Genomic DNA, 21566 nt, shown 5'->3' with positions numbered 1-21566 from the left:
TTCTTCTTCTCATGGCGGCGGCTGCCCCCCGCGGAAGAAGTAGCGCGGCGGCTCGGGAGGGTTCTTCGTCGTCGGGAAATAGTTGGCCCACCACGGATTGCCGGCGGCCACGTTGGTACGGATCTCGTCCGGTGCGGCGCCCCAACCGGTGTCGGTGACCAGTGCCCGCACCGGGAAGTTCGCGCTCGGGTCGGGCAACGAACCACAGCTCGGCCGGCCTCCCGGACCACCCGTCGCGTTCACCTTCGGCAGGTTTCTCGGGTACCGGTAGGGGTCGTCACCGAAGAGCAGCGCGGCGTCGAGGATCACGGAGTAGCCGTTGCCGCCCAACGCGTCTCGCCCGCCATGGTCGACGTACCATTGCGCACCCTGGAACAGGCACGTGTAGGTCGGCGAGTATTTGTTCAGCAGCGCCGTGGTCGGATCGAGCAGATCAACCGACCGCACGATGTTGGATTCGTTGTTGCCGATCAGGTTGATGCCGGCCTGGCTGAAGCCCGCCGCCGACAACAGCAGCGTATCCAGAGACCGCTGGTTTTCCGTAAGAGTTGCGCTGGTGGTCGACGCCGAGTCGAGGATCGACAGGATGTCCTGTGCCGCATCGGAATAGGCGGCCGACGTCTTGCCGAACAAACGCCAGTCCCGCTGAATCGTTTCCATCCTGGGGTTGACGGCAAGCAGCACGGCGTTGGCATCGGTGATCGCCTGCCCGATCCGATCGCCCTTGCCGCGCACCGATTGGGCGAAGGCCGACAGGATCGCGTTGAGCTTCGCCGGGTCAAGCGCCTGGACCACCGACTGCAGATTCTCGAAAACCGTGTTGACCTCCACGGTGACATTGCGCGAGTGCAGTACGGCGCCCGCCTTGAGTGCCGTGGCGCTGGGATGCTCCGGCACGATGAGGTCGACGTACTTCGACCCGAACGCCGTCGTCGACTTGATCTCGGCCTCGACGTTGCTCGGCAGATATTTGAAGGGGCCCGGCTCCATCTTCAGCCGCAGCTGGGCCGTCTTGACGTCGGTGCCGATCGATGCGACCTGGCCGACCTGCACACCCCGTAGCTTGACCTTCGCGCCCGGTTCCATGACCAGCCCAGCGCGGTCCGACACGAGTGTGAGCGGGATCGAGGAGTGGAACGCGCCCGAGAACGACGCGGCGGTCAGCGCGATCAGCCCAGCCACGACGATGAACAACGTTGGCGCCCACCAGATCGGGTCGACCCTGGACCGCCGGGCCGTGTTGCCCGTGCTGCGCCTTCTGTGTTCGGTGCTCATCTTCGTCATCCCGACAAATTGAAGTTGCCGGACTGCCCATAGATCGACAGCGAAATCATCAGGCACACAAAGGCGGTGACGATCATCGATGACCGCACCGAACGGCCGACCGCCTCGCCCACGCCGGCGGGGCCACCCGTCGCGGTGAAGCCGTAGTAGGTGTGCACGACCATCACACCGGCCGCCATGGTCAGCGCCGCCAAGAACGACCAGAACAAGTCGGTGGGGCGCAGGAACGTCGAAAAGTAGTGCTCGTACACGCCGCGTGACTGGCCGTAGATGTAGATCGTGCCGAACTTGGCCGCGAAGAACGACATCAACACCGCGACCGCATACAGCGGGATGACGACGAGGATCCCCGCGAGGATCCGAGTTGAGGCCAGGTAGGTGATCGAGCGGATGCCCATGACTTCGAGCGCATCGATCTCCTCGTTGATGCGCATCGCGCCCAGCTGCGCGGTGGTGCCGGCGCCAATGGTGGCGGCCAGTGCCACCCCCGCCGTGCAGGGTGCGATCATCCGGACGTTGAAGAATGCCGACAGGAACCCCGTCAGCGCCTCGACTCCGATGTTGGACAAGGTGTCGTAACCCTGTACGGCAACCAGAGCGCCGGTGGTCAGGGTGAGGAAGCCGATGATGCCGACGGTGCCGCCGATCACCGCGAGCGCACCCGTGCCCATCCCCATCTCGGCGATCAGCCGCAGCAGCTCACCGGGATAGCGTCGTACCGCGTCAGCGGTGGCGGCCAGGGACTGGCCATAGAACGCGGTCTGTTCTCCCAGTCTTCTGGTGGCCGCAACCAGGCGGGGTCCGAGACCCGCGATCCACGTCGGTTCCCCTGCCAGCTCGGTCATCTGGCGGTCACCTTCACGCCGAGCGCGGTGACCACGATGTTGATGAAGAACAGCGCCATGAACGAGAACACCACGGTCTCGTTCACCGCGTTCCCCACACCGGTGGGACCGCCGCCCACGGATAGGCCCTTGTAGCAAGCGATCAGGCCGGCCGACAACCCGAACAGCGTGGCCTTGATGAGCGAGATCACCACTTGCGGCAGCCCGGTCACGAGGGTCATCCCGGCGATGAAAGCGCCCGGCGTGACGTGCTGCACGAAGACGACAAATACGTAGCTGCCCGTCAGGCCGGTCACGGCGACCACCGAGTACAGCAGCAACGCCACGAACGTCGCGGCGATAATGCGCGGAACCACAAGAGCCCGAACCGGATTGACGCCGATCACCTTCATCGCGTCGATTTCCTCGCGGATGGTGCGCGCGCCCAAGTCGGCGCACATCGCGGTCGACCCCGCACCGGCGACGGCCATTGCGGTAACGACCGGCCCAACCTGGGTCACCGACGCGAGTGCAGCACCGGCGCCGGAGAGATCGCCGGCCCCGATCTCGACCAACAGGATGTTCAGGACGAACACGATGAGCACGGTGTAGGGAATCGACAGCATGATCGTCGGAAAGATCGAGACCCGGGCGACGAACCAGATCTGTTCAAGCAGTTCGCGCCACGCCCACGGCCCTCGCACCGCGGCGATCAACGATTCGACGCTGAGCACGAAGAACTGGCCCAGCGCGTTCGCGGGCCTGGCCATGGTCGCGGCGTTCATCGACCCCGTCCAGACCGCCGGCGATCGATTCGGCTCATCCGGTCCCCCATTTTCGTAACAATGTTTACCCGCGTGTAATCAGTTGGGCCGTAACGAGTTGCGCGCATAGAACATTGCAGCACCGTACGGGCACAGCGATGCCCGGCGTAGGTTTGCAATCAACCAGAAGAAATCTCGTTGCTGCGCCGCATGCTGGCTGACGCACATGCCGCGCTCAGACAGAGGATTTCGCTCCGGGCGGTCCGCGCACATGTGCCGGCCACCGGTCGCGCCTCCTCGCGCACGGGACGTCGGCGCCGAGATGGAAAGCGCTGCACCAACTTTGTGCTGTCATGCCGAGACCCGCTCGCGTGTGCACGACCACCGACTGTTCCGGCGATCGCCGTCGAGCCCACAGTTCGGCGAAGTCGACTCGAAAGCAAGCGTTTGGTTCAGTGTGAGGGTAATTGCCGTGCCCACGAACGGATTACTGCCGATATCGGTGGTGTTTCGCAACATCGATCTCGTCGAACGTGTTGCGCAACGCGAATGACGGGCGAGTCGTGTGCGACGGCTTCAGGACGAGCGGGTCACGGCCGGCCCGGCCCGGGCGTCGGCCGGGCACGGCAGCGTGTGCTCCGGCGGGGCGGGCACGCCGGCGCGAATCGGCGACGCCCGTTCCGGCCGAACCGGGGTCGTCACTACCAAGACGCTGGCCCGACCGGGCAACCATTACAATTACCTACTCAGCCGGGCGAGCACTGTCTTTCCAGACCGCAGCGAACCCAACCAGTCAACAACCGAAGCAACCGCCGAACCCGAACTCATAGGACCATTTCAGGTGCCAATCCCACTGACGCCCGGCGTCACCGAAGGGCTACGCCCGGCACCGGGCGCATCGGCAACAGCAGTCCTGTACCGACACTAGGAAGAAATTTCATGAGCATCGCCGAGGATGTCACACAGCTCATCGGGGGGACGCCGCTGGTGCGGCTGCGCCGGGTCACCGACGGCGCCGTCGCCGACGTCGTCGCCAAGCTGGAGTTCTTCAACCCGGCGAACAGCGTCAAGGACCGCATCGGGGTCGCCATGATCGACGCGGCCGAGCAGGCCGGCCTGATCAAGCCCGACACGATCATCCTCGAGCCGACGAGCGGCAACACCGGCATCGCGCTGGCGATGGTGTGCGCGGCACGCGGCTACCGATGCGTGCTGACCATGCCCGACACGATGAGCATCGAGCGGCGAATGCTGTTGCGCGCCTACGGTGCTGAGCTCGTGCTGACTCCGGGCGCCGACGGCATGCCCGGCGCCATCGCCAAGGCCGAGGAACTCGCCAAGAGCGACCAACGGTATTTCGTGCCCCAACAATTCGAGAACCCCGCCAACCCGGCGATCCACCGCGCCACGACCGCCGAGGAGGTGTGGCGCGACACCGACGGCAAGGTCGACATCGTCGTGTCCGGGGTCGGCACCGGCGGCACCATCACCGGCGTCGCCCAGGTCATCAAGGAGCGCAAGCCGTCGGCGCAGTTCGTCGCCGTCGAACCGGCCGCCTCACCGGTGCTGTCCGGGGGCCAGAAGGGACCGCACCCGATCCAGGGCATCGGCGCCGGATTCATCCCGCCGGTGCTCGACCAGGAGCTGGTGGACGAGGTCATCACGGTCGGCAACGACGACTCGCTCGCCCTGGCGCGGCGGCTGGCCGCCGAAGAGGGGCTGCTGGTCGGCATCTCCTCGGGCGCGGCCGCGGTGGCGGCCCTGGAGGTGGCGCGCCGCCCCGAGAACGCGGGCAAGCTCGTCGTCGTCGTCCTCCCCGACTTCGGCGAGCGGTACCTGAGCACAGTCCTGTTCGCCGACCTCGCCGACTAGCCATGCTGGCAGCGATACGGCGCGACATTCAGGCGGCCCGAGAGCGGGATCCGGCCAACCCCACCGTGCTGCAGGTCATCTTCTGCTATCCGGGCGTGCACGCGGTGTGGGGCCACCGCATCAGCCACTGGCTCTGGCACCGCGGCGCACGGCTGGCCGCCCGGGCGCTCGCGGAACTCACCCGCATCCTCACCGGGGTCGACGTCCATCCCGGTGCCGTCCTGGGCTCCGGCCTGTTCATCGACCACGCCACCGGCGTGGTGATCGGGGAAACCACCGAGGTGGGCGACGACGTCACGCTGTATCAGGGCGTCACCCTCGGCGGCACGGGCCGGGACACCGGCAAACGGCACCCCACCATCGGTGACCGGGTGACCATCGGCGCCGGGGCCAAGGTCCTCGGCCCGATCAAGATCGGCGAGGACACCCGGATCGGCGCCAACGCCGTCGTGATAAAGCCGGTGCCGGCGAGTTCGGTGGTCGTCGGGGTCCCCGGGCAGATCATCGGCGAGCTGGCGGCCACCGACGATTCGATGATGCCGGATCTGGTGGGAGTCAGCCTCGACTCCCTGCTCACCAGGGTGGCCAGGCTGGAGGCCTCCGGCGACGGCCCGCAGAACGGCCGCGTGATCCGCCCGCCCGAGGCCGGGGTGTGGCACGGCGAGGACTTCTCCATCTGACCCATCCGACTCCGGGCGGCGCTACCGTGACGTGACGGGCCGAACCACTGGAGGTTGTGATGAGCGATCCCTGCACGCCGCGCATCCCGGCCGCGTTGGCCGCGCCCAGCCTGAACCGCGGGGTCGGCTTCACCCACGAGCAGCGGCGGCGGCTGGGGCTCACCGGCCGGCTCCCCTCGGCGGTGCTCACGCTCGATCAGCAAGCCGACCGGGTGTGGCATCAATTACAAAGCCTCGCAACGGATCTGGGCCGCAACCTGCTGCTCGAGCAGCTGCACTACCGGCACGAGATCCTGTACTACAAGGTGCTGGAAGACCATCTGACCGAGCTGATGCCGGTGGTGTACACGCCCACCGTCGGTGAGGCGATCCAGCGCTTCTCCGACGAATACCGCGGGCAGCGCGGGCTTTTCCTGAGCATCGACGAGCCCGACGAGATCGGCGAGGCCTTTCGCACGTTCGGCCTGGGGCCCGACGACGTCGACCTGATCGTGTGCACCGACGCCGAGGCCATCCTGGGCATCGGCGACTGGGGTGTGGGCGGAATCCAAATCGCCGTAGGCAAATTGGCGCTCTACACCGCCGGCGGCGGCATCGATCCGCGTCGGTGCATCGCGGTGTCGCTCGACGTCGGCACCGACAACGAGCAGCTGCTGGCCGACCCGTTCTATTTGGGCAATCGCCACGCCCGCCGCCGCGGCGCCGAGTACGACGAGTTCATCAAGCGCTACATCGAGACCGCGCACCAATTGTTTCCGCACGCGATCCTGCATTTCGAGGACTTCGGGCCGCTCAACGCGCGAAAGATCCTGCAGACCTACGGCGACGACTACTGCGTGTTCAACGACGACGTCCAGGGCACCGGGGCGGTGGTCGTCGCCGCGGTCTACGGCGGCTGCCACGTCACCGGCACCCCGCTGCGCGAGCAGAAGGTGATCGTCTTCGGGGCCGGGACCGCCGGCATCGGCGTCGCCGATCAGATCCGCGACGCGATGGTCGCCGACGGCGCCACCGTCGAGCAGGCCACGTCGCGGATCTTTCCGATCGACAGGCAGGGCCTGCTCTTCGACGACATGGACGACCTGCGCGATTTCCAGGTGCCCTACGCGAAGAACCGCCGGCGGCTGGGCTTGGGAACAGGAAAAGCCGGCGGGGTTCGGGTCGGGTTGGTGGACGCGATCAAGCTGGCGTCGCCGACCGTTCTGGTGGGCTTTTCGACCGTGTTCGGCGCGTTCGACCGGGAGGTCGTCGAGGCGATGACCGCGTCGTGCGAACACCCGATGATCTTCCCGCTGTCCAACCCGACCTCGCAGATGGAGGCCATGCCGGCCGACCTGCTGCAGTGGTCCGACGGCAGGGCGCTGATCACCACCGGCACCCCGGTCGCCCCCGTCGACCACAACGCCACCACCTACAGCATCGGGCAGGCCAACAACGTGCTGGTGTTTCCCGGGATCGGGCTGGGCATCATCGTCGCCGGGGCCAGGCTGCTCACCCGGCACATGCTGCAGGCGGCGGCGAAAGCCGTTGTGCGGCAAGCCAGTCCCACACGCCCGGCAGATTCGCTGCTGCCGGACGTGCAAAACCTGCGCGACATCTCGGCCGCGGTCGCCGAGGCCGTCTATCACGCCGCCGTCGACGACGGGGTTGCCACCAGGCAGCACGACGACGCGGCCCGGGCCGTGCGCGACACAATGTGGTATCCGGTGTACGACTAAGTCGGCTCGGGGCTTCGAGCGTGAATCCTGGGCTTCGAGCGTGCGCTGACGGTGGGATCCGCCCAGATTTTTCGCCCTGGGCTCACCGCGAAAGCCCTGTGTTCACAGTCAACGGCCGAAACGGCGCCAGCCCGCTCCCCCGCCTGGACTCGAACCAGGAACCCTTCGGTTAACAGCCGAACGCTCTGCCAATTGAGCTACAGGGGACTAACCCGATCGCCGGACGACTCTAGCGTACTGGCATAACCGCGCCCAACTGGCGGACTGCCCGGCTCAGGGGAGCGGACGGGCGGTCACCCGGGCGGGTGAGGCAGGATGGAGCAATCGATCGTCGGGAGGAACGCTTTGATCCGGTATGTCGTGGTGCTTGCGCTGGGTTACGTGCTGGGCTCGAAGGCCGGGCGGCGCCGATACGAGCAGCTCGCCGGCACCTATCGAGCGCTGACCAGCAGTCCCGTGGCCAAGTCGATGATCGAGGGGGGCCGCCGCAAGATCGCGAATCGGATCTCGCCCGATGCGGGATTTGTGACGCTGACCGAGATCGACGAGCAGACGGCCGTCGTCGAGCGGCCCGCGGACGGGGTGCTCACACCGTCAGATCGTCGCCGCTAGCCTGCTCCAGCAGGCTGCGCCGATAGGCCTCCATGGCGACGAGGTCACCGAACAGCGCGTGATATTCGTCGCCCTGCTCGATGGGCGACATGCGCTGCAGTTTGGACTTCACCTCGGCGATCTGCCGGCCCATCCACACCTCCTGCAGGCGGGCCATCACCCCGGCGATGTAGCGCGGCAGCCGCTCGTCCTCGACGGCGACGGCCTCCACCCCCAGCTCGTTGATCAGGCCCGCGGTCAGGTCCGACGTCGTGTGCCGGCGCACCGCGTCGATCCACTGCGCCCCGGTGGCACCGGTCGACGTGCCGCCGGCCGCGTCGATGGCCGCGCGCACCGCGGCATACCCGGGATGGGTGAAGCTCTCGACGGGCAGCGCGTCGAACACCGGACCGGCGAACGCCGGGTACTGCAACGCCGATTTGAGCGCCTCCCGCTGGGGCCACAGCGTGGGGTCGCGCGGGTCGGGCCGGGCGGCGGCGGGCTCGGCCGCGGCGCGCGGCTGCTGGACGACCCGACCGGGGGCCTCGGATCTCGCGCCGCCCCGCACGGGCGACTTGGACCTCTTCGCCTCGCCCCGCACCCGGTCGATGACCTGCGCGACGTCGTCCCAACCGACCCAGCCGGCGAGCTGGCGGGCGTACTCGTCGCGCAGCGTCGGGTCCTTGATCCGGCCCACCATGGGCACGCAGCGGCGCAGCGCGGCGACCCGGCCCTCGGCGCTGTCCAGGTCCATCTCGGCGATCGCGCTGCGAATCGCAAACTCGAACAACGGGGTTCGCCGCGCGACCAGGTCGCGCAGCGCGCCGTCGCCCGACTTCAGCCGCAGGTCGCAGGGATCCATGCCGTCGGGGGCGACGGCGACGAAGGACTGCCCGGCCAGGTTCTGCTCGCCGTCGAAGGCCTTGAGCGCGGCGGCGCGGCCGGCCTCGTCGCCGTCGAACACGTAGATCAGCTCGCCGCGAAAGAAGCTGTCGTCCATCATCAGCCGGCGCAGCATCGCCAGATGCTCGTCGCCGAACGCGGTGCCGCACGACGCGACGGCCGTGGTGACCCCGGACAGGTGCATCGCCATCACGTCGGTGTAGCCCTCGACGACGACCGCCTGGTGCCCCTTGGCGATGTCGCGTTTGGCCAGATCGATACCGAACATCACCGACGACTTCTTGTACAGCTGGGTCTCGGGGGTGTTGATGTACTTGGCTTCCATCGGGTCGTCGTCGAACAGCCGCCGCGCCCCGAAGCCGATCACCTCGCCGGCCGACGTGCGGATCGGCCAGAGCAGGCGGCGGTGAAAGCGATCCATCGGCCCGCGCCGCCCTTGCCGGGACAGGCCGGCGGCCTCCAGCTCCTTGAACTCAAAACCCTTGCGCTGCAGGTGTTTTGTCAGCGAATCCCAGCCCGACGGCGCGAACCCACAGCCGAAACGACGAGCCGCCTCGGCGTCGAAGTTCCGTTCGCTCAGGTACTGGCGGGCGGGCGCCGCCTCGGCGGACTGCAGCGCCGCCGCGTAGAACTCCGCGGCGGCGGCGTTGGCCGCGACGAGCCTGCTGCGGCTGCCGCGGTCGCGCTGCACGCTGGTGGCCGAGCCGGTGTAGCTGATCGTGTACCCGACCCGGTCGGCCAGCAGCTCGACGGCCTCGACGAAGCTGGCGTGCTCGATCTTCTGGACGAACGCGTACACGTCGCCGCCCTCGCCGCAGCCGAAACAGTGAAAGTGGCCGTGATTCGGGCGGACATGAAACGACGGCGACTTCTCGTTGTGGAACGGGCACAGGCCCTTGAGCGAGTCGGCGCCGGCGCGCTTCAGCTGCACATAGTCGCCGACGACATCCTCGATGCGGGCCTGTTCGCGGATGGCGGCGATATCGCGCTCGGAGATACGGCCAGCCATCGGCCCAGTCTAAGACCCCGGCCGGTTCAGCTGGCCGGGCCGATGACGCCGCACGCGACCCGGTCCATCGCCATGTCGTCCGCGCCGTGCAGCATCAACGCGGTCTTGTTGCCGCCCAGCAGCTGGTCCCTGGTGAACCCGTCACTGGTGGTCACCAGGTAGCCGGAGCCGTCCTGGCGCACCTGCAGCGAGGTCAGGTCGCCGCTTTCGGGCTTCCCGGTGTGCCCGGGCGCCTGGTAGTGACCGCCCGCGGACAGGAAATTCCCGGGCGGGCCGCCGCCGGGCGCAACGGAGTTCGGCTCGCACTTGCCGATCTCGTGAATGTGCAGCCCGTGGAAGCCGGGCGCCAGGATTCCGGTGGCGACGGTCTTGACGGTGACGGTGGCGTAGCCGCCGGTGAAGTCGAACGTCGCCGTGGCCACGGCCCGCCCGTCGGGCGCGTTCAGTTGGGCCGAAAGCGATGCGGCACCGGGCGACGGGCTGCCCGTCGTCGACGATTCCGGTGCTCCGCTCTTGACGGGCGGCGTGGTGCCGGGCTGCGTGCTCGGGTGCTGGGGCGAGTTGCATGCGCTCACGGCCAGGACGGGAAGCGACAGCAGGGCGGCGACGGCGGTCAGTTTGGTCATAGGCTCCGAGCCTAGCCCCGCCTGGTGTCGATGCGTTCCAGCCGGCCTTCGGTGTAGGACGCGATCTGATCGACGACGGCCCGCCACCGGGCGCCGTCGTCGGCGGCGGTGGTGAACGCCGCGGCGAAAACCGGATCGAGGGTTCCGGGCGCACCGGCGTACAGCCACTGCGCCACCCGGTGGATGCGTTCGCGCTGCCGGGCCTGCGTCTCCAGATGCCGCGGGTCGGACATGATGAACTGCAGCGCCAGGATTTTCAGCAGCGTCACCTCGGCGCGCACCAGGTCGGGAACCTGCAGATCGGCCCGATAGCGCGCCAGCGGCCCGGGGCCGGCCGCGGCGCGCGTGGTGGCGATCGCGGCCGAGGCGAAGCGTCCCACCAATTCACTGGTCAACCGCTTGAGCGCGACCGACGAGGCCAGCGTGGCGTCGTACTTGCCCACCGCGGCGACCACCTGCAGCCCGGACAGCCGCCGCGCGGCCGCCATGAAGTCGTCGGCGCTCAGCCGGGAGAATTCGCTCTCCCCCAGCCTGGCCAGCGTGGCGGCCTCGTCGTCGTCGGCGAGCACGCGCAGGTCGATGCGTTGCGAAACGACGCCGTCCTCGACGTCGTGCACCGAATAGGCGATGTCGTCGGCCCAGTCCATCACCTGCGCCTCCAGGCAGGTCCGGTCCGCGGGCGCCTCCCGGCGGACCCAGTGCGCCGGCTCGAGGTCCTCGGCGTAGAACCCGAACTTGGCCCGGCCCTCGCGGCGCGTCCACGGATACTTGGTGACCGCATCCAGCGACGCGCGGGTCAGGTTCAGCCCGACGCTGTCTCCTTGCGCGTCAAGCACTTTCGGTTCGAGGCTGGTCAGGATTCGGAAGTTCTGCGCATTGCCCTCGAAGCCGCCGTAGGCGGCGGCGACCTCGTCGAGGGCGCGCTCGCCGTTGTGGCCGTAGGGCGGGTGCCCGATGTCGTGGGCCAGGCCGGCGAGCTCGACGAGATCGGGGTCGCAGCCCAGGCCGACCGCCATGCCGCGGCCGATCTGCGCCACTTCCAGCGAATGCGTCAGCCGGGTGCGCGGGGTGTCGCCCTCCCGCGGCCCGACGACCTGCGTCTTGTCGGCCAGCCGGCGCAGCGCGGCGCTGTGCAGGACGCGGGCCCGGTCCCGCGCGAAGTCGGTGCGATGCTGGCCTTCGGTGCCCGGCAGGCCCGCGGTCTTCGGCGCTTCGGGCACCCGTCGCTGACGGTCGAAGTCGTCGTAGGGATCTTGCTGTTTTGCGGCCACCGCAGCACAGTCTGCCAGGGACGGGCGCGCCTCGATGCCCGCTCGGCCGCACCGCGGGCCGGGCTTTAGATTGACGTATGCGCACTCGCCTGTTCGGTGTGATCCTGGCGATCCTCGCCACGGGGCTGCTGCTGGCCCCCGCGGCCGTCGCGCAACCGCCGTTTCGGCTGCCGGGGCAGATCACCGACAACGCCGGTGTCCTGTCGGAGTCCGGTCGCGCCGCGGTGACCTCCTCCGTCGACAAGCTCTACACCGATCGCCACATCCGGCTGTGGGTGGTCTACGTCGACGACTTCTCCGGGCAGAGCTCAGAGGACTGGGCGAAGCGCACCATCAGCGTCAGCGACCTGGGCGACTACGACGCGCTACTGGCCGTGGCCACCGCCGGCCGGGCGTACGCGTTCCTGGTGCCGTCGGCCGTGCGCAGCGTCACCCGAAGCCAGGTGGATAGCCTGCGGCACAACCGGATCGAACCCGCGCTGCACGCCGGCGACTTCGGCGGCGCGGCCGTCGCCGCGGCCGACGGGCTCGACGCGCCGCCCGGATCGGCCAACCGGGTGGTTCTGCTGGTGGCGCTGGGTGTCATCGTCATCGCGGCGGCGGTGCTGGTGTCGGTCATGCGCTTTCGCGCCCGGCGGCGCCGCGGCGCCGCGCTGGCCGCGGCGCGGCGAGTCGACCCGACGGACGCCGATGCGCTGGCCGCCGTGCCGCTGGAGGCCCTCGACGACCTGTCCCGCTCGATGGTGGTGGAGGTCGACAACGCGCTGCGCACCAGCTCCAACGAACTCGCCCTTGCCGTCGACGAATTCGGCGAAGAGCGGACCCAACCGTTCACCCGAGCGGTGGACAACGCCAAAGCGGCTCTGTCCCAAGCGTTTACCGTGCGACAGCAGCTTGACGACGGCATACCCGAGACACCGGCGCGGCGTCGCGAGCTGCTCACCCGCGTGATCGTGTCGGCGGCGCGCGCCGACCGCGAACTGGAGTCGCAGGCCGAGGCGTTCGAGAAGCTGCGGGATCTGGTGATCAACGCGCCCTCGCGGCTGGACGCGCTGACCCGGCAGGTGGTCGAGCTCACCAGCCGCCTCGGCCCGGCCGAACAGCGGCTGGCCGAGCTGCACAACGAATTCGACCCCGCCGCACTGGCTTCGGTCTCCGGGAACGTGACGACCGCCAAGCAGCGGCTGGCGTTCGCCGACCGCAACATCGGCTCGGCCCGCGCCCTCGCCGACAAGGCGGTGAGCGGGCAGCAGACCGGCCTGGTGGACGCCTACCACGCCGCCGAGTCGGCGCTCGGCCAGGCGCGCACGTTGCTCGATGCGGTCGACAGCGCGGCCGGCGACATCCGGCACGCCATCGACAAGCTGCCGTCCGTCATGGCCGACGTCCAGGCGGGCATCGAGCACGCCGACGAGCTACTGCGCGACCGGAACGCCAAGTCCGCCCACGGCGGCGAGCTGCTCGCGGCGCGGGACGCGGCCGCCAACGCCGTCGACGGCGCGCGCAGCGGCGGCGCCACCGATCCGCTGGGTGCGTTCGCCCGGCTGACCAAGGCCGACGCCGACCTCAACCGGCTATTGGCCACCCTCGCCGAGGAACGAGCGAACGCCGAACGGCTCAACCGTTCCCTCGAACAGGCCTTGTTCACCGCCGAGTCGCGGGTGCGCGGGGTTTCCGAATACATCGACACCCGGCGTGGCAGCGTCGGACCCGAGGCCCGGACCCGGCTCGCCGAGGCCAACCGGCACCTGGCGGCCGCGCGGGACAAGAAGGCGGCCAACCCGGCCGAGGCGATCGCGCACGCCAACGCGGCGTCGACGCTGGCCGCCACCGCGCAGTCGTTGGCCAACGCCGATGTGCAATCGGCGCAACGCGCCTACGCCGGACGCAGAGGCGACGACACCGGCGCGCTGCTCGGCGGAATCATCCTCGGCGACCTGCTCAGCGGCGGCATGCGGGGAGGGTTCGGCGGCTGGAGCCCCGCGTCGTTCGGCGGCGCCTCGTCCGGGGGCGGCTTCATGGGTGGCGGCGGGCGCTTCTAGGGCGCCCGCGCACCGGCCAAACGGGCTCAGGCCCAGCTGGACCCGACGGCGCTGTCGGTGCTGGCCATGTTGCTGCCGGCGGTCTGCACCTTCTGCCCGTGGGCGTTGGCCTGCTCGTAGATCACCTGGAAGTTGCGGCCCAACTGGGTGATGAACTCCTGGCAGGCCACCGAGCCGGCGCCACCCCAGAAGTCACCGGCGGCAATCACATCGCGCACGATGGCCTGGTGCTCGGCCTCCAGCGAGGCGGCCTGCGCGCGAATCAACGCGCCGTGGGCGTCGACATCGCCGAACTGGTAATTGATCGTCATATCGGTGTTCTCCCGCTAGTGGCTGAGGATCTGCTGCGAGGCCTGCTCTTGGGTCTCGTAGTTGTTGGCGTCGCGGATCAGCCCGTCGCGGACCCCGTGCAGCATGTTGACGATGTTGTTGAACGCCTGGTTCATCTGGCCCATGGTGTCGTAGGAGGTCGCCTGGGCCTGCCCACTCCAGCCGGCGCCGGCGATGTTCTGCGAGGACGCCCACATCTTGCGCGCCTCGTCGGCCACCGTCTGAGCGTGCATCTCAAAGCGGCCCGCCATGGCCCGCATCGCGTGCGGGTCGGTCATAAAACGTGCTGGCATTGGGTGTCTCCTTCTCGACTCGATGTGTTCAGCCAGATCGGCGGCTGTCTTGGGGCGTCAACCGGCCGCCGGAGAATGTGGCACCACACCCGTGATCCGCGGCACCTCGAAGCGGGGCTCGGCTTCGCCTTCCCACTCTTCTTCGGGCGCCGCCTCGGAATTGCGCGCGTCGGGGATCTTGTCGTCGGCATCGGCGCCCTCTTCGGGTTTCGGTGCCCAATGGTCGTAGTCGTCGGGGGGAACGGCCACGCCCCAACTCATCGGAACCGACAAGCGACCGAGCAGACCCGATTCACCCCGAAATGCCAACACCGCATCGTCCGGCAATGGCGAACCAAGAGGCAATAACACGATGCCCCCTTTCACACAAGCGCCTTTATCGTAAATCAGCCCCGACCTTGATATCGGGGATTGACCATTCCTATCCGGCCCCGGTCCGGGGTACGACGGTGGGCCGCGTCGGCACCACGTGAACGCCGCGGCCCGTCATCTTCTTGGGCACGCCGTTGGCGCCCACACCCACGGGCATCGGTGACACCGGTCCGGCGGTCGCGGGAGCGACCTCAGCGGCCTCGGCCAACGCGGCGCTGGGCAGCGCGGACATCGCCGGAGCGGCCAGGCGCATCGGCATCGCCCCCTGCCAGGTCGGCGGCACCGATATCGCGCCCACGAACCGCGCCTGACCGATCCCCGCGCCGACCGGCCCCAAACCGGTGGCGGCGCTACTCAGGGGATTCAGCTGGGGAGCAGGCGAACCGACGAACTGGGGGACATTGGACATCCCGGGGGTCACCGAGCTGACCAACCCCGCTCCGTTCGCGACGTTCGCGACCTGCGCCAGGCCCATCATCGGCGTCGCGACCATGCTCGCGGGGTATATCCCCGCCTGCGCCACCGACACCAAGGACGCCACCGGCACCGACAACGTCGCCGACAGCTGACCCACTGCGCTACTGAGGGCGGCGGGAATCCCCGCTATCAGGGTCTGGATCTGGCCGGCCACGCCCGCCAGGCCCCCGACCGGCAACAGGCCCGACAGGGAGGACACGATCGAGGAGAAGATGTTGCCCAGCCCCGCGCCGAGCCCCGCCAGGCCCACCGGGGGCGCGCTGAACGACGGCAATGTCGAGGCCACCGACATGGCCGAGGCGTGGTAACCGGTCATCGCGGCCACGTCGAGGGCCCACATCTCCAGGTACTCGAGCTCGGTCATCGCGATCGCCGGCGTGTTCTGACCCAGGAAGTTGGTGGCGATCAGGACCATCAACCTCAGCCGATTGGCCGTCACCGCGGACGGATGCACCGTGGCCAGCTGCGCCGTCTCAAACGCGGCCGCCGCCGCCAAGGCCTGCGCGGACGCGCCGGAGGCCTGTGCCGCCGCGGCGTTCAGCCACGCCACATACGGCACGGCCGCGGCCGCCATCGCCAGCGACGACGGGCCCGTCCACATTCCGCCGGTCAATCCCGAGATCACCGAGTCGAACGACGACGCCGCGCCCGCCAGATCCGCCGCCAACGCGTCCCACGCCGACGACGCCGCGAGCAACGGTCCCGGACCCGCGCCGGCGTACATCAGCGCCGAGTTGATCTCGGGAGGCAACCAGGGAAAGAACATCACAACCTCTACACACACCCGCCCGCGGCGACTAGACATGTGAAACCCGCCACAGTGATCCTAAGGCAATCCGGCGACAAAAGAGCCAGGCGGATTGGCGGATCAGCTGCCCTTGAGCCGCACCGCCAGGTAATCGGCGACGGCGTCCATGCCGATCCGCTCCTGTGTCATGTCGTCGCGCGCGCGCACGGTGACGGCGTTGTCCTCGAGCGAGTCGAAGTCCACCGTCACGCAGAAGGGCGTGCCGACCTCGTCCTGGCGCCGGTAGCGCCGCCCGATGGCGCCGGCGTCGTCGAACTCGATGTTCCAGCATTTCCGCAGCTCGGCGGCCAGGTCACGCGCCTTGGGGCTCAGGTCGGCGTGCCGCGACAGCGGCAGCACCGCGGCCTTGACCGGCGCCAACCGCGGGTCCAGCCGAAGCACGGTGCGCTTGTCCATCCCGCCCTTGGCGTTCGGAGCCTCGTCCTCGCTGTAGGAGTCGATCAAAAACGCCATGAACGACCGGCTCAGCCCGCCCGCGGGTTCGATGACGTACGGCGTGTACCGCGTGTCGGTGACCTGGTCGTAGAAAGAAAGGTCGGCGCCGGAGTGTTTTGCGTGCGTCGCCAGGTCGAAGTCGGTTCGGTTGGCCACGCCTTCCAGCTCGCCCCACGGATTGCCCTGAAATCCGAACTTGTATTCGATGTCGACGGTGCGGTCGGAATAATGCGACAGCTTGTCCTTGGGGTGCTCCCACAGCCGCAGATTGTCCGGATTCATGCCGAGGTCGACATACCACTGCAGGCGGGTGTCGATCCAATATTGATGCCATTCCGGGGCGGTCGACGGCTCGACGAAGAACTCCATCTCCATCTGCTCGAACTCGCGGGTCCGGAAGATGAAATTGCCGGGGGTGATCTCGTTGCGGAAGCTCTTGCCGATCTGGCCGATGCCGAACGGCGGCTTGCGCCGGGCGGTGGTCACCACGTTGGCGAAGTTGATGAAGATGCCCTGGGCGGTCTCGGGCCGCAGATAGTGCAGCCCCTCCTCGGTCTCGATGGGCCCGAGGTAGGTCTTGAGCATCATGTTGAACTCGCGCGGCTCGGTCCAGCGGCCGGGCTCGCCGGTCTCCGGGTCGCGGATGTCGGCCAGCCCGTTGGGCGGCGGATGCCCGTGCTTGGCCTCGTAGGCCTCGATGAGGTGGTCGGCGCGGTAGCGCTTGTGGGTGATCAGCGACTCGACCAGCGGGTCGTGGAACACCTCGACGTGGCCGGAGGCCACCCAGACCTGCCGCGGCAGGATGATCGACGTGTCGATTCCGACGACGTCGTCGCGGCCGGTGACCACGGACCGCCACCACTGCCGCTTGATGTTCTCCTTGAGCTCCACGCCCAGCGGGCCGTAGTCCCACGCCGATTTCGTGCCGCCGTAGATCTCGCCCGAGGGGTAGACGAAGCCACGCCGTTTGGCCAGGTTGACTACGGTGTCGATGACGGACGCCACGGGGCGGTGCACTCCCTTTCCGGGTCGGGGTCCGCACCGGCGGCGATCGACCGCCGTGCGCAAAACATCAGTCATGGTATCGACCAGCGCCGCGGTCTTTGACATGCGTCATCATGCATGTGACAGTGGAGGAAGCCCACGCCCGTCCGACGGCGGGCGCTGCTATGGCCCGAGACTTCTCGAGGTGATGACTCTCCGATGGTGATGTCCTCCTCAACGCCGACGGCGGCCGACCACCAGCACGACGCGGCCGGGTCGGGTGCGCACTCCGAATTCGCCGAATACCCCGTACCGCCGCCGCGGGAGATCCTGGACGCCGCCGGCGAGCTGCTGCGCGCGCTGGCCGCACCCGTGCGGATCGCCATCGTGTTGCAATTGCGCCAATCCCACCGCTGCGTGCACGAGCTGGTCGACGCACTGGGTGTGCCGCAGCCGCTGGTCAGCCAGCATCTGAAGATCCTCAAGGCGGCGGGCGTGGTCGCCGGGGAGCGATCCGGCCGCGAGGTGCTGTACCGGCTGGCCGACCACCACCTCGCGCACATCGTCGTCGACGCCGTCGCGCACGCGAGCGAGGACGCGGAGTGACAGGCGCGAGTGTCCGGTCGACCCGCCAGCGCGCCGCGATCTCCACGCTGTTGGAAACGCTCGACGACTTCCGCTCGGCGCAGGAATTGCACGACGAGCTGCGCCGCCGCGGGGACAACATCGGGCTGACGACCGTGTACCGGACGCTGCAGTCGATGGCGGCGGCGGGATTGGTCGACACCCTGCGCACCGACACCGGGGAGTCGGTCTACCGCCGGTGCTCGGAGCACCACCATCACCACCTGGTGTGCCGCAGCTGCGGTTCCACCATCGAGGTGGGCGACCACGAGGTCGAGGAGTGGGCCGCCCAGGTGGCCGCCAAGCACGGCTTCTCCGACGTCAGCCACACCATCGAGATCTTCGGCACCTGCTCCGAGTGCGGGTCATAGGCTGACCCGACGCGGCCCCCCACCGCGTCCCCGGAGAAAGTTCCGGAAAATGTGTCCGACACGCGTCCGCCGCGTGCTCCTACCCATGAGTGGCCCACGGGCCGAGATCCTCAAGGGAAGTGAGAACACGATGCGGGACCACCAAGCGCCCCACCTGCGGCCGGTACGCGACGTCGAGGCTCCGTCACTGCAATTCCGGACCATCCACGGCTACCGCCGCGCCTTCCGGATCGCGGGGTCCGGTCCGGCTCTGCTGCTGATCCACGGTGTCGGCGACAAATCCGCGTCATGGGGGCCGGTGCACGCCAAGCTTGCGCAACGGTTCACCGTCATCGCACCGGACCTGCTGGGCCACGGCGAGTCCGACAAACCACGAGCCGACTACTCGCTGGCCGCCTTCGCCAACGGCATGCGCGACCTGCTCACCGTGCTCGGCATCAACCGCGTCACCGTCGTCGGGCACTCGTTCGGTGGCGGCGTCGCGGCGCAATTCACCTATCAGTACCCCCAGATGGTGGAGCGCATCGTGCTGGTGAGCGCCGGCGGCGTCGCGCAGGACGTGAGCCTGGCGCTGCGGATGGCGGCGAGGCCGATGGGCGCCGAGGCGCTGGCCATGGTGCGCCTGCCGGGCGCGCTGCCCGTATTGCGAGTCTTTGGCCGCGCGGTTCAAACCCTCTTGGGTTCCACCAAGTTCGGGCGCGACGCCGTCGACACCGTGAACCTGCTCGAGGGCTTCCGGGACCCCGCCGCGCTGTCGGCGTTCGCGCGCACCCTGCGGTCGGTGGTGGACGGACGCGGCCAGTTCGTCACCATGCTGGATCGCAGCTATCTCGTGCAATCCGTTCCGGTGCAAATCATTTGGGGCGAAGACGACTTGATCATCCCGGTGGACCATGCCCACCAGGCGCACGCGGCGATGCCCGGTTCGCGCCTGGAGATCTTCAAAAACTCCGGGCACGTACCGCATCACGACGACCCGGATCGCTTCGTCGAGGTCGTCGAGCGGTTCATCGACTCCACCCGACCGGCCGATCACGACCCGGACCTGATGCGCTCGCTGTTGCGCACCGGCGCCCGCGACGCCGCCGGTTCCGTGGCCGTCGCGCTGACCGAATCCACCGCCTCCTAGCCCGTCAGCGTGCGACGTATCTGGGCGCCCGTGTCCAGCACCAGCAGGATCAGGGTTCGCAAGGCGTCGTCGGCCAGGCCCGCGCCGGGAAAGTTGTAGCGCAGCATCACATCCGCGGTCTTCGCCGCGCCCCTGCCGGAGTTGCGCCGCACCGCTTTTTCGCTGACCTTCTCGACGATGGTGACGTTGCCGAAGTTGCTCTCGCGCGCCTGCTTGGCCACCAGGTCGCTGACCTTCTTGGTCAGCGGCAGGTCCCACACCAGTATCTGGGTGAGCGACACCAGGTCGAGGCCCTCGGCGATGTTCACCACCCGCAGCGACGCGATGGTGCCGTCGTGGCGCACGGTCAGCGCGCCGTCGGGTTCGTCCTCGACGGGCAGCACGTCGCGGAGGATGACCGCCAGCCGCTCCTGCAGTGATGGCATCAGGCGCTCCCGAACCGTCGGTTGCGCGACGCGTATTCCTCGCAGGCCGCCCACAAGTCGCGCCGGTCGTAGTCGGGCCACAGCTTGTCCTGAAAGATGTACTCGGCGTAGGCGGCCTGCCACAACATGAAATTGCTGGACCGCTGCTCCCCCGACGTCCGCAGGAAAAGATCGACGTCGGGAATGTCGGGGCGCTGCAGGTGGCGGGCGATGGTCCCCTCGTCGATCCGCTCCGGGTTCAGTCTGCCCGCCGCCGCCAAACGCGCGATTTCCCTTGTCGCATCGGCGATTTCGGCGCGCCCGCCGTAGTTCACACAGTAGTTCACCGTGATGACGTCGTTGCCGCGCGTCATGGCCTCCGCGATCTCCAATTCGTTGATGACGCTGCGCCACAGGCGCGGCCGTGAGCCCACCCAGCGGATCCGGACCCCGATCGTGTTGAGGTTCACGCGGCGCATGCGCACCACGTCGCGGTTGAATCCCATCAGGAAGCGGACCTCCTCGGGGGAACGCTTCCAGTTCTCGGTGGAGAACGCATACAGGCTCAGCCACTTGATACCGAGTTCGATTGCACCGCAGACGATGTCGATGACGACGGCCTCGCCGGCCCGGTGGCCGTCGGTGCGGGCCAGCCCGCGCTGGGTGGCCCAGCGGCCGTTGCCGTCCATCACGATGGCGACGTGATTGGGCAATCGGTCGGCCGGGATCCGCGGCGCGGCCGCCTTCGAAACGTGCTGCGGGGGCCGGCACGGACCCCCGTCGGCGGGCGGCGGCAACTCCGGGAAGACGACCGGCCATGTCGATTTGTCGGGGAAGGTCGGGTAGTCGTCGGGGGCGGGGGGCAGCTGCGGGAAGTCGGTGGACTTCGGCTTGCGCTCGGCCTTTCGGCCGGATCCGGTGGCCCGGTACTTAACCACAGGCCTCATCCTGCCCGATCGGCGCCGCGCGCCGTTCGGCGATCTGATAGGTGCGCTCCACCAGCGGCAACGTCTTGAGCTGCCGTTCCAGGTGCCACTGCAGGTGCGCGGCGACCAGCCCGCTGGCATAGCTGCGATGGGATTGCGGCGCCGCCCCGGCGGCCTCCCAGTCGCCGTCGTGCAGCGCCGACATCAGGTCCAGCACCCCCAGCGGCGGCGTGCTGGAACCGGCCGGGCGGCACTGCGCGCAAACGCTGCCCCCGGCGGCGATGTGAAACGCCCGATGCGGACCGGGCGTGGCGCAGCGGGCGCACTCGGTCAGCGCCGGTGCCCACCCGGCGATGGCCATGGCGCGCAGCAGGTAGGCGTCCAATAGCAGGTCACGGGGGCGGTGCCCGTCGGCCACCGCCCGCAGCGCGCTCACCGTGAGCCGGTGCAGGGCCGGGGCAGGCGCGCGCTCCTCGCCGGCGAGGCGCTCGGCGGTTTCCAGCATCGCGCATCCGCAGGTGTAGCGGCCGTAGTCGCTGACGATGTCGGTGGCGAACGCGTCGATCGAAACGACCTGGGTGACGATGTCGAGGTTGCGCCCGGGGTGCAGTTGCGCATCGATGTGCGCGAACGGCTCCAGCCGCGCGCCGAATTTGCTGCGGGTGCGGCGGACGCCCTTGGCCACCGCGCGGACCAGCCCGTGGTCGCGGGTCAACAGGGTCACGATCCGGTCGGCTTCGCCGAGCTTGTGCTGGCGCAGCACAACAGCCCGGTCTCGATATAGCCGCATCACAATAGTTTTGCACCCCGCCGCGACATTGCGGGTATC

General features: G+C 68.6%; 23 protein-coding genes and 1 tRNA gene. 8 read left to right on the top strand and 16 right to left on the bottom strand.

Translation table 11 applies throughout. The features are described from left to right. Window positions 1–9 precede the first annotated feature (9 nt). The 4 genes from AC5Y6X_RS12760 to AC5Y6X_RS12745 form a co-directional block, all read right to left on the bottom strand. Window positions 10–1275: an MCE family protein gene (locus AC5Y6X_RS12760; RefSeq protein WP_499986775.1), complete on the bottom strand. Its 1266-nt coding sequence runs from the start codon at window positions 1273–1275 to the stop codon at window positions 10–12. Window positions 1276–1280: 5 nt separating this feature from the next. Then, window positions 1281–2129 (bottom strand): MlaE family ABC transporter permease, encoded by an 849-nt coding sequence (locus AC5Y6X_RS12755; RefSeq protein WP_499986773.1) that lies wholly within the window; start codon window positions 2127–2129, stop codon window positions 1281–1283. Then, the gene (locus AC5Y6X_RS12750) at window positions 2126–2893 is read right to left on the bottom strand and encodes an MlaE family ABC transporter permease (protein WP_499986772.1); all 768 of its coding nucleotides are present in this window, start codon (window positions 2891–2893) and stop codon (window positions 2126–2128) included. The genes AC5Y6X_RS12755 and AC5Y6X_RS12750 overlap by 4 nt, the downstream gene beginning before the upstream one ends. 555 nt (window positions 2894–3448) lie before the next feature. After that, window positions 3449–3574, bottom strand: a complete 126-nt coding sequence (locus tag AC5Y6X_RS12745) for a hypothetical protein (RefSeq protein ID WP_499986771.1) — start codon at window positions 3572–3574, stop codon at window positions 3449–3451. 237 nt (window positions 3575–3811) lie between these two features. Between AC5Y6X_RS12745 and cysK the strand changes: the two genes are divergently transcribed. Genes cysK through AC5Y6X_RS12730 form a run of 3 tightly spaced genes read left to right on the top strand, consistent with a single transcriptional unit; the run spans window position 3812 to window position 7142 of the window. Further along, entirely contained in the window at window positions 3812–4744 is a 933-nt protein-coding gene (gene cysK, locus AC5Y6X_RS12740; protein WP_324680946.1) for a cysteine synthase A, read from the top strand. A 2-nt stretch (window positions 4745–4746) separates the two neighbouring features. Continuing rightward, complete coding sequence (gene cysE / locus AC5Y6X_RS12735) at window positions 4747–5424, top strand: serine O-acetyltransferase (protein WP_324680944.1); 678 nt, start codon at window positions 4747–4749, stop codon at window positions 5422–5424. 59 nt (window positions 5425–5483) lie between these two features. Next, window positions 5484–7142: an NAD-dependent malic enzyme gene (locus tag AC5Y6X_RS12730; RefSeq protein ID WP_499986769.1), complete on the top strand. Its 1659-nt coding sequence runs from the start codon at window positions 5484–5486 to the stop codon at window positions 7140–7142. A 134-nt stretch (window positions 7143–7276) separates the two neighbouring features. On the opposite strand, the gene AC5Y6X_RS12725 is transcribed toward AC5Y6X_RS12730, so the two are convergent. Beyond that, window positions 7277–7349, bottom strand: a tRNA-Asn gene (locus AC5Y6X_RS12725). A gap of 138 nt (window positions 7350–7487) precedes the next feature. Between AC5Y6X_RS12725 and AC5Y6X_RS12720 the strand changes: the two genes are divergently transcribed. Continuing rightward, entirely contained in the window at window positions 7488–7754 is a 267-nt protein-coding gene (locus AC5Y6X_RS12720; protein WP_324680975.1) for a hypothetical protein, read from the top strand. Here the strand turns inward: AC5Y6X_RS12720 and dnaG are convergent. Genes dnaG through AC5Y6X_RS12705 form a run of 3 tightly spaced genes read right to left on the bottom strand, consistent with a single transcriptional unit; the run spans window position 7729 to window position 11542 of the window. After that, a complete protein-coding gene (dnaG, locus tag AC5Y6X_RS12715) occupies window positions 7729–9645 on the bottom strand; it encodes a DNA primase (RefSeq protein WP_324680940.1) in 1917 nt (638 codons plus the stop codon). The two genes, AC5Y6X_RS12720 and dnaG, sit on opposite strands and share 26 nt — an antisense overlap. 26 nt (window positions 9646–9671) lie before the next feature. Then, window positions 9672–10271 carry a superoxide dismutase[Cu-Zn] gene (gene sodC / locus AC5Y6X_RS12710; protein ID WP_324680938.1) on the bottom strand — a complete coding sequence of 200 codons (600 nt, stop codon included), beginning with the start codon at window positions 10269–10271 and terminating at the stop codon, window positions 9672–9674. A gap of 11 nt (window positions 10272–10282) precedes the next feature. Further along, window positions 10283–11542, bottom strand: coding sequence for a deoxyguanosinetriphosphate triphosphohydrolase (locus AC5Y6X_RS12705; protein WP_324680936.1), 1260 nt, complete (start codon window positions 11540–11542; stop codon window positions 10283–10285). A gap of 77 nt (window positions 11543–11619) precedes the next feature. Here AC5Y6X_RS12705 and AC5Y6X_RS12700 point away from each other — a divergent pair, with 77 nt between their 5' ends. Beyond that, on the top strand, window positions 11620–13584 hold the full coding sequence (locus AC5Y6X_RS12700) for a TPM domain-containing protein (protein WP_324680934.1): 1965 nt from the start codon (window positions 11620–11622) through the stop codon (window positions 13582–13584). A gap of 26 nt (window positions 13585–13610) precedes the next feature. Here AC5Y6X_RS12700 and AC5Y6X_RS12695 read toward each other — a convergent pair whose 3' ends face one another. The 5 genes from AC5Y6X_RS12695 to AC5Y6X_RS12675 form a co-directional block, all read right to left on the bottom strand. Continuing rightward, window positions 13611–13895 carry a WXG100 family type VII secretion target gene (locus tag AC5Y6X_RS12695; RefSeq protein WP_324680932.1) on the bottom strand — a complete coding sequence of 95 codons (285 nt, stop codon included), beginning with the start codon at window positions 13893–13895 and terminating at the stop codon, window positions 13611–13613. Between the two features lie 15 nt (window positions 13896–13910). After that, entirely contained in the window at window positions 13911–14207 is a 297-nt protein-coding gene (locus AC5Y6X_RS12690; RefSeq protein WP_324674753.1) for a WXG100 family type VII secretion target, read from the bottom strand. Window positions 14208–14264: 57 nt separating this feature from the next. After that, window positions 14265–14492 carry a hypothetical protein gene (locus AC5Y6X_RS12685; protein ID WP_420715961.1) on the bottom strand — a complete coding sequence of 76 codons (228 nt, stop codon included), beginning with the start codon at window positions 14490–14492 and terminating at the stop codon, window positions 14265–14267. A 136-nt stretch (window positions 14493–14628) separates the two neighbouring features. Further along, a complete protein-coding gene (locus AC5Y6X_RS12680; RefSeq protein WP_324680930.1) occupies window positions 14629–15822 on the bottom strand; it encodes a PPE family protein in 1194 nt (397 codons plus the stop codon). 102 nt (window positions 15823–15924) lie between these two features. Continuing rightward, complete coding sequence (locus AC5Y6X_RS12675) at window positions 15925–17316, bottom strand: glycine--tRNA ligase (RefSeq protein ID WP_324680928.1); 1392 nt, start codon at window positions 17314–17316, stop codon at window positions 15925–15927. 186 nt (window positions 17317–17502) lie between these two features. Here AC5Y6X_RS12675 and AC5Y6X_RS12670 point away from each other — a divergent pair, with 186 nt between their 5' ends. The 3 genes from AC5Y6X_RS12670 (at window position 17503) to AC5Y6X_RS12660 (ending at window position 19407) form a co-directional block, all read left to right on the top strand. Then, window positions 17503–17889: an ArsR/SmtB family transcription factor gene (locus tag AC5Y6X_RS12670; RefSeq protein WP_324680926.1), complete on the top strand. Its 387-nt coding sequence runs from the start codon at window positions 17503–17505 to the stop codon at window positions 17887–17889. Next, window positions 17886–18278, top strand: coding sequence for a Fur family transcriptional regulator (locus AC5Y6X_RS12665; protein WP_324680924.1), 393 nt, complete (start codon window positions 17886–17888; stop codon window positions 18276–18278). Before AC5Y6X_RS12670 ends, AC5Y6X_RS12665 begins: the two co-directional genes overlap by 4 nt. Before the next feature lie 130 nt (window positions 18279–18408). Next, window positions 18409–19407 carry an alpha/beta fold hydrolase gene (locus AC5Y6X_RS12660; RefSeq protein WP_324680973.1) on the top strand — a complete coding sequence of 333 codons (999 nt, stop codon included), beginning with the start codon at window positions 18409–18411 and terminating at the stop codon, window positions 19405–19407. On the opposite strand, the gene AC5Y6X_RS12655 is transcribed toward AC5Y6X_RS12660, so the two are convergent. From AC5Y6X_RS12655 to recO, 3 genes are read right to left on the bottom strand one after another with little or no spacing between them, the layout of a single operon-like run. Continuing rightward, window positions 19404–19832: a hypothetical protein gene (locus AC5Y6X_RS12655; protein ID WP_324680922.1), complete on the bottom strand. Its 429-nt coding sequence runs from the start codon at window positions 19830–19832 to the stop codon at window positions 19404–19406. The genes AC5Y6X_RS12660 and AC5Y6X_RS12655 overlap by 4 nt on opposite strands. Further along, the gene (locus tag AC5Y6X_RS12650; RefSeq protein WP_420715957.1) at window positions 19832–20749 is read right to left on the bottom strand and encodes a decaprenyl diphosphate synthase; all 918 of its coding nucleotides are present in this window, start codon (window positions 20747–20749) and stop codon (window positions 19832–19834) included. The genes AC5Y6X_RS12655 and AC5Y6X_RS12650 overlap by 1 nt, the downstream gene beginning before the upstream one ends. Then, window positions 20742–21527, bottom strand: a complete 786-nt coding sequence (gene recO / locus AC5Y6X_RS12645; protein WP_324680918.1) for a DNA repair protein RecO — start codon at window positions 21525–21527, stop codon at window positions 20742–20744. Before recO ends, AC5Y6X_RS12650 begins: the two co-directional genes overlap by 8 nt. Window positions 21528–21566: the final 39 nt, after the last annotated feature.

It is taken from the genome of Mycobacterium sp. NGS26 (assembly GCF_059813025.1).
The sequence above is the reverse complement of the archived record's forward strand: the minus strand, read 5'-3'. Positions and strand labels throughout refer to the sequence as shown.

Coding starts and splice junctions, on each gene's coding strand:
- dnaG (WP_324680940.1), bottom strand. CDS start 9,645: ATGGCTGGCCGTATCTCCGAGCGCGATATCGCCGCCATCCGCGAACAG.
- AC5Y6X_RS12755 (WP_499986773.1), bottom strand. CDS start 2,129: ATGACCGAGCTGGCAGGGGAACCGACGTGGATCGCGGGTCTCGGACCC.
- AC5Y6X_RS12730 (WP_499986769.1), top strand. CDS start 5,484: ATGAGCGATCCCTGCACGCCGCGCATCCCGGCCGCGTTGGCCGCGCCC.
- recO (WP_324680918.1), bottom strand. CDS start 21,527: ATGCGGCTATATCGAGACCGGGCTGTTGTGCTGCGCCAGCACAAGCTC.
- AC5Y6X_RS12670 (WP_324680926.1), top strand. CDS start 17,503: ATGGTGATGTCCTCCTCAACGCCGACGGCGGCCGACCACCAGCACGAC.
- AC5Y6X_RS12690 (WP_324674753.1), bottom strand. CDS start 14,207: ATGCCAGCACGTTTTATGACCGACCCGCACGCGATGCGGGCCATGGCG.
- AC5Y6X_RS12695 (WP_324680932.1), bottom strand. CDS start 13,895: ATGACGATCAATTACCAGTTCGGCGATGTCGACGCCCACGGCGCGTTG.
- AC5Y6X_RS12700 (WP_324680934.1), top strand. CDS start 11,620: ATGCGCACTCGCCTGTTCGGTGTGATCCTGGCGATCCTCGCCACGGGG.
- cysE (WP_324680944.1), top strand. CDS start 4,747: ATGCTGGCAGCGATACGGCGCGACATTCAGGCGGCCCGAGAGCGGGAT.
- AC5Y6X_RS12750 (WP_499986772.1), bottom strand. CDS start 2,893: ATGAACGCCGCGACCATGGCCAGGCCCGCGAACGCGCTGGGCCAGTTC.
- cysK (WP_324680946.1), top strand. CDS start 3,812: ATGAGCATCGCCGAGGATGTCACACAGCTCATCGGGGGGACGCCGCTG.
- AC5Y6X_RS12680 (WP_324680930.1), bottom strand. CDS start 15,822: ATGTTCTTTCCCTGGTTGCCTCCCGAGATCAACTCGGCGCTGATGTAC.
- AC5Y6X_RS12660 (WP_324680973.1), top strand. CDS start 18,409: ATGCGGGACCACCAAGCGCCCCACCTGCGGCCGGTACGCGACGTCGAG.
- AC5Y6X_RS12760 (WP_499986775.1), bottom strand. CDS start 1,275: ATGAGCACCGAACACAGAAGGCGCAGCACGGGCAACACGGCCCGGCGG.
- sodC (WP_324680938.1), bottom strand. CDS start 10,271: ATGACCAAACTGACCGCCGTCGCCGCCCTGCTGTCGCTTCCCGTCCTG.
- AC5Y6X_RS12655 (WP_324680922.1), bottom strand. CDS start 19,832: ATGCCATCACTGCAGGAGCGGCTGGCGGTCATCCTCCGCGACGTGCTG.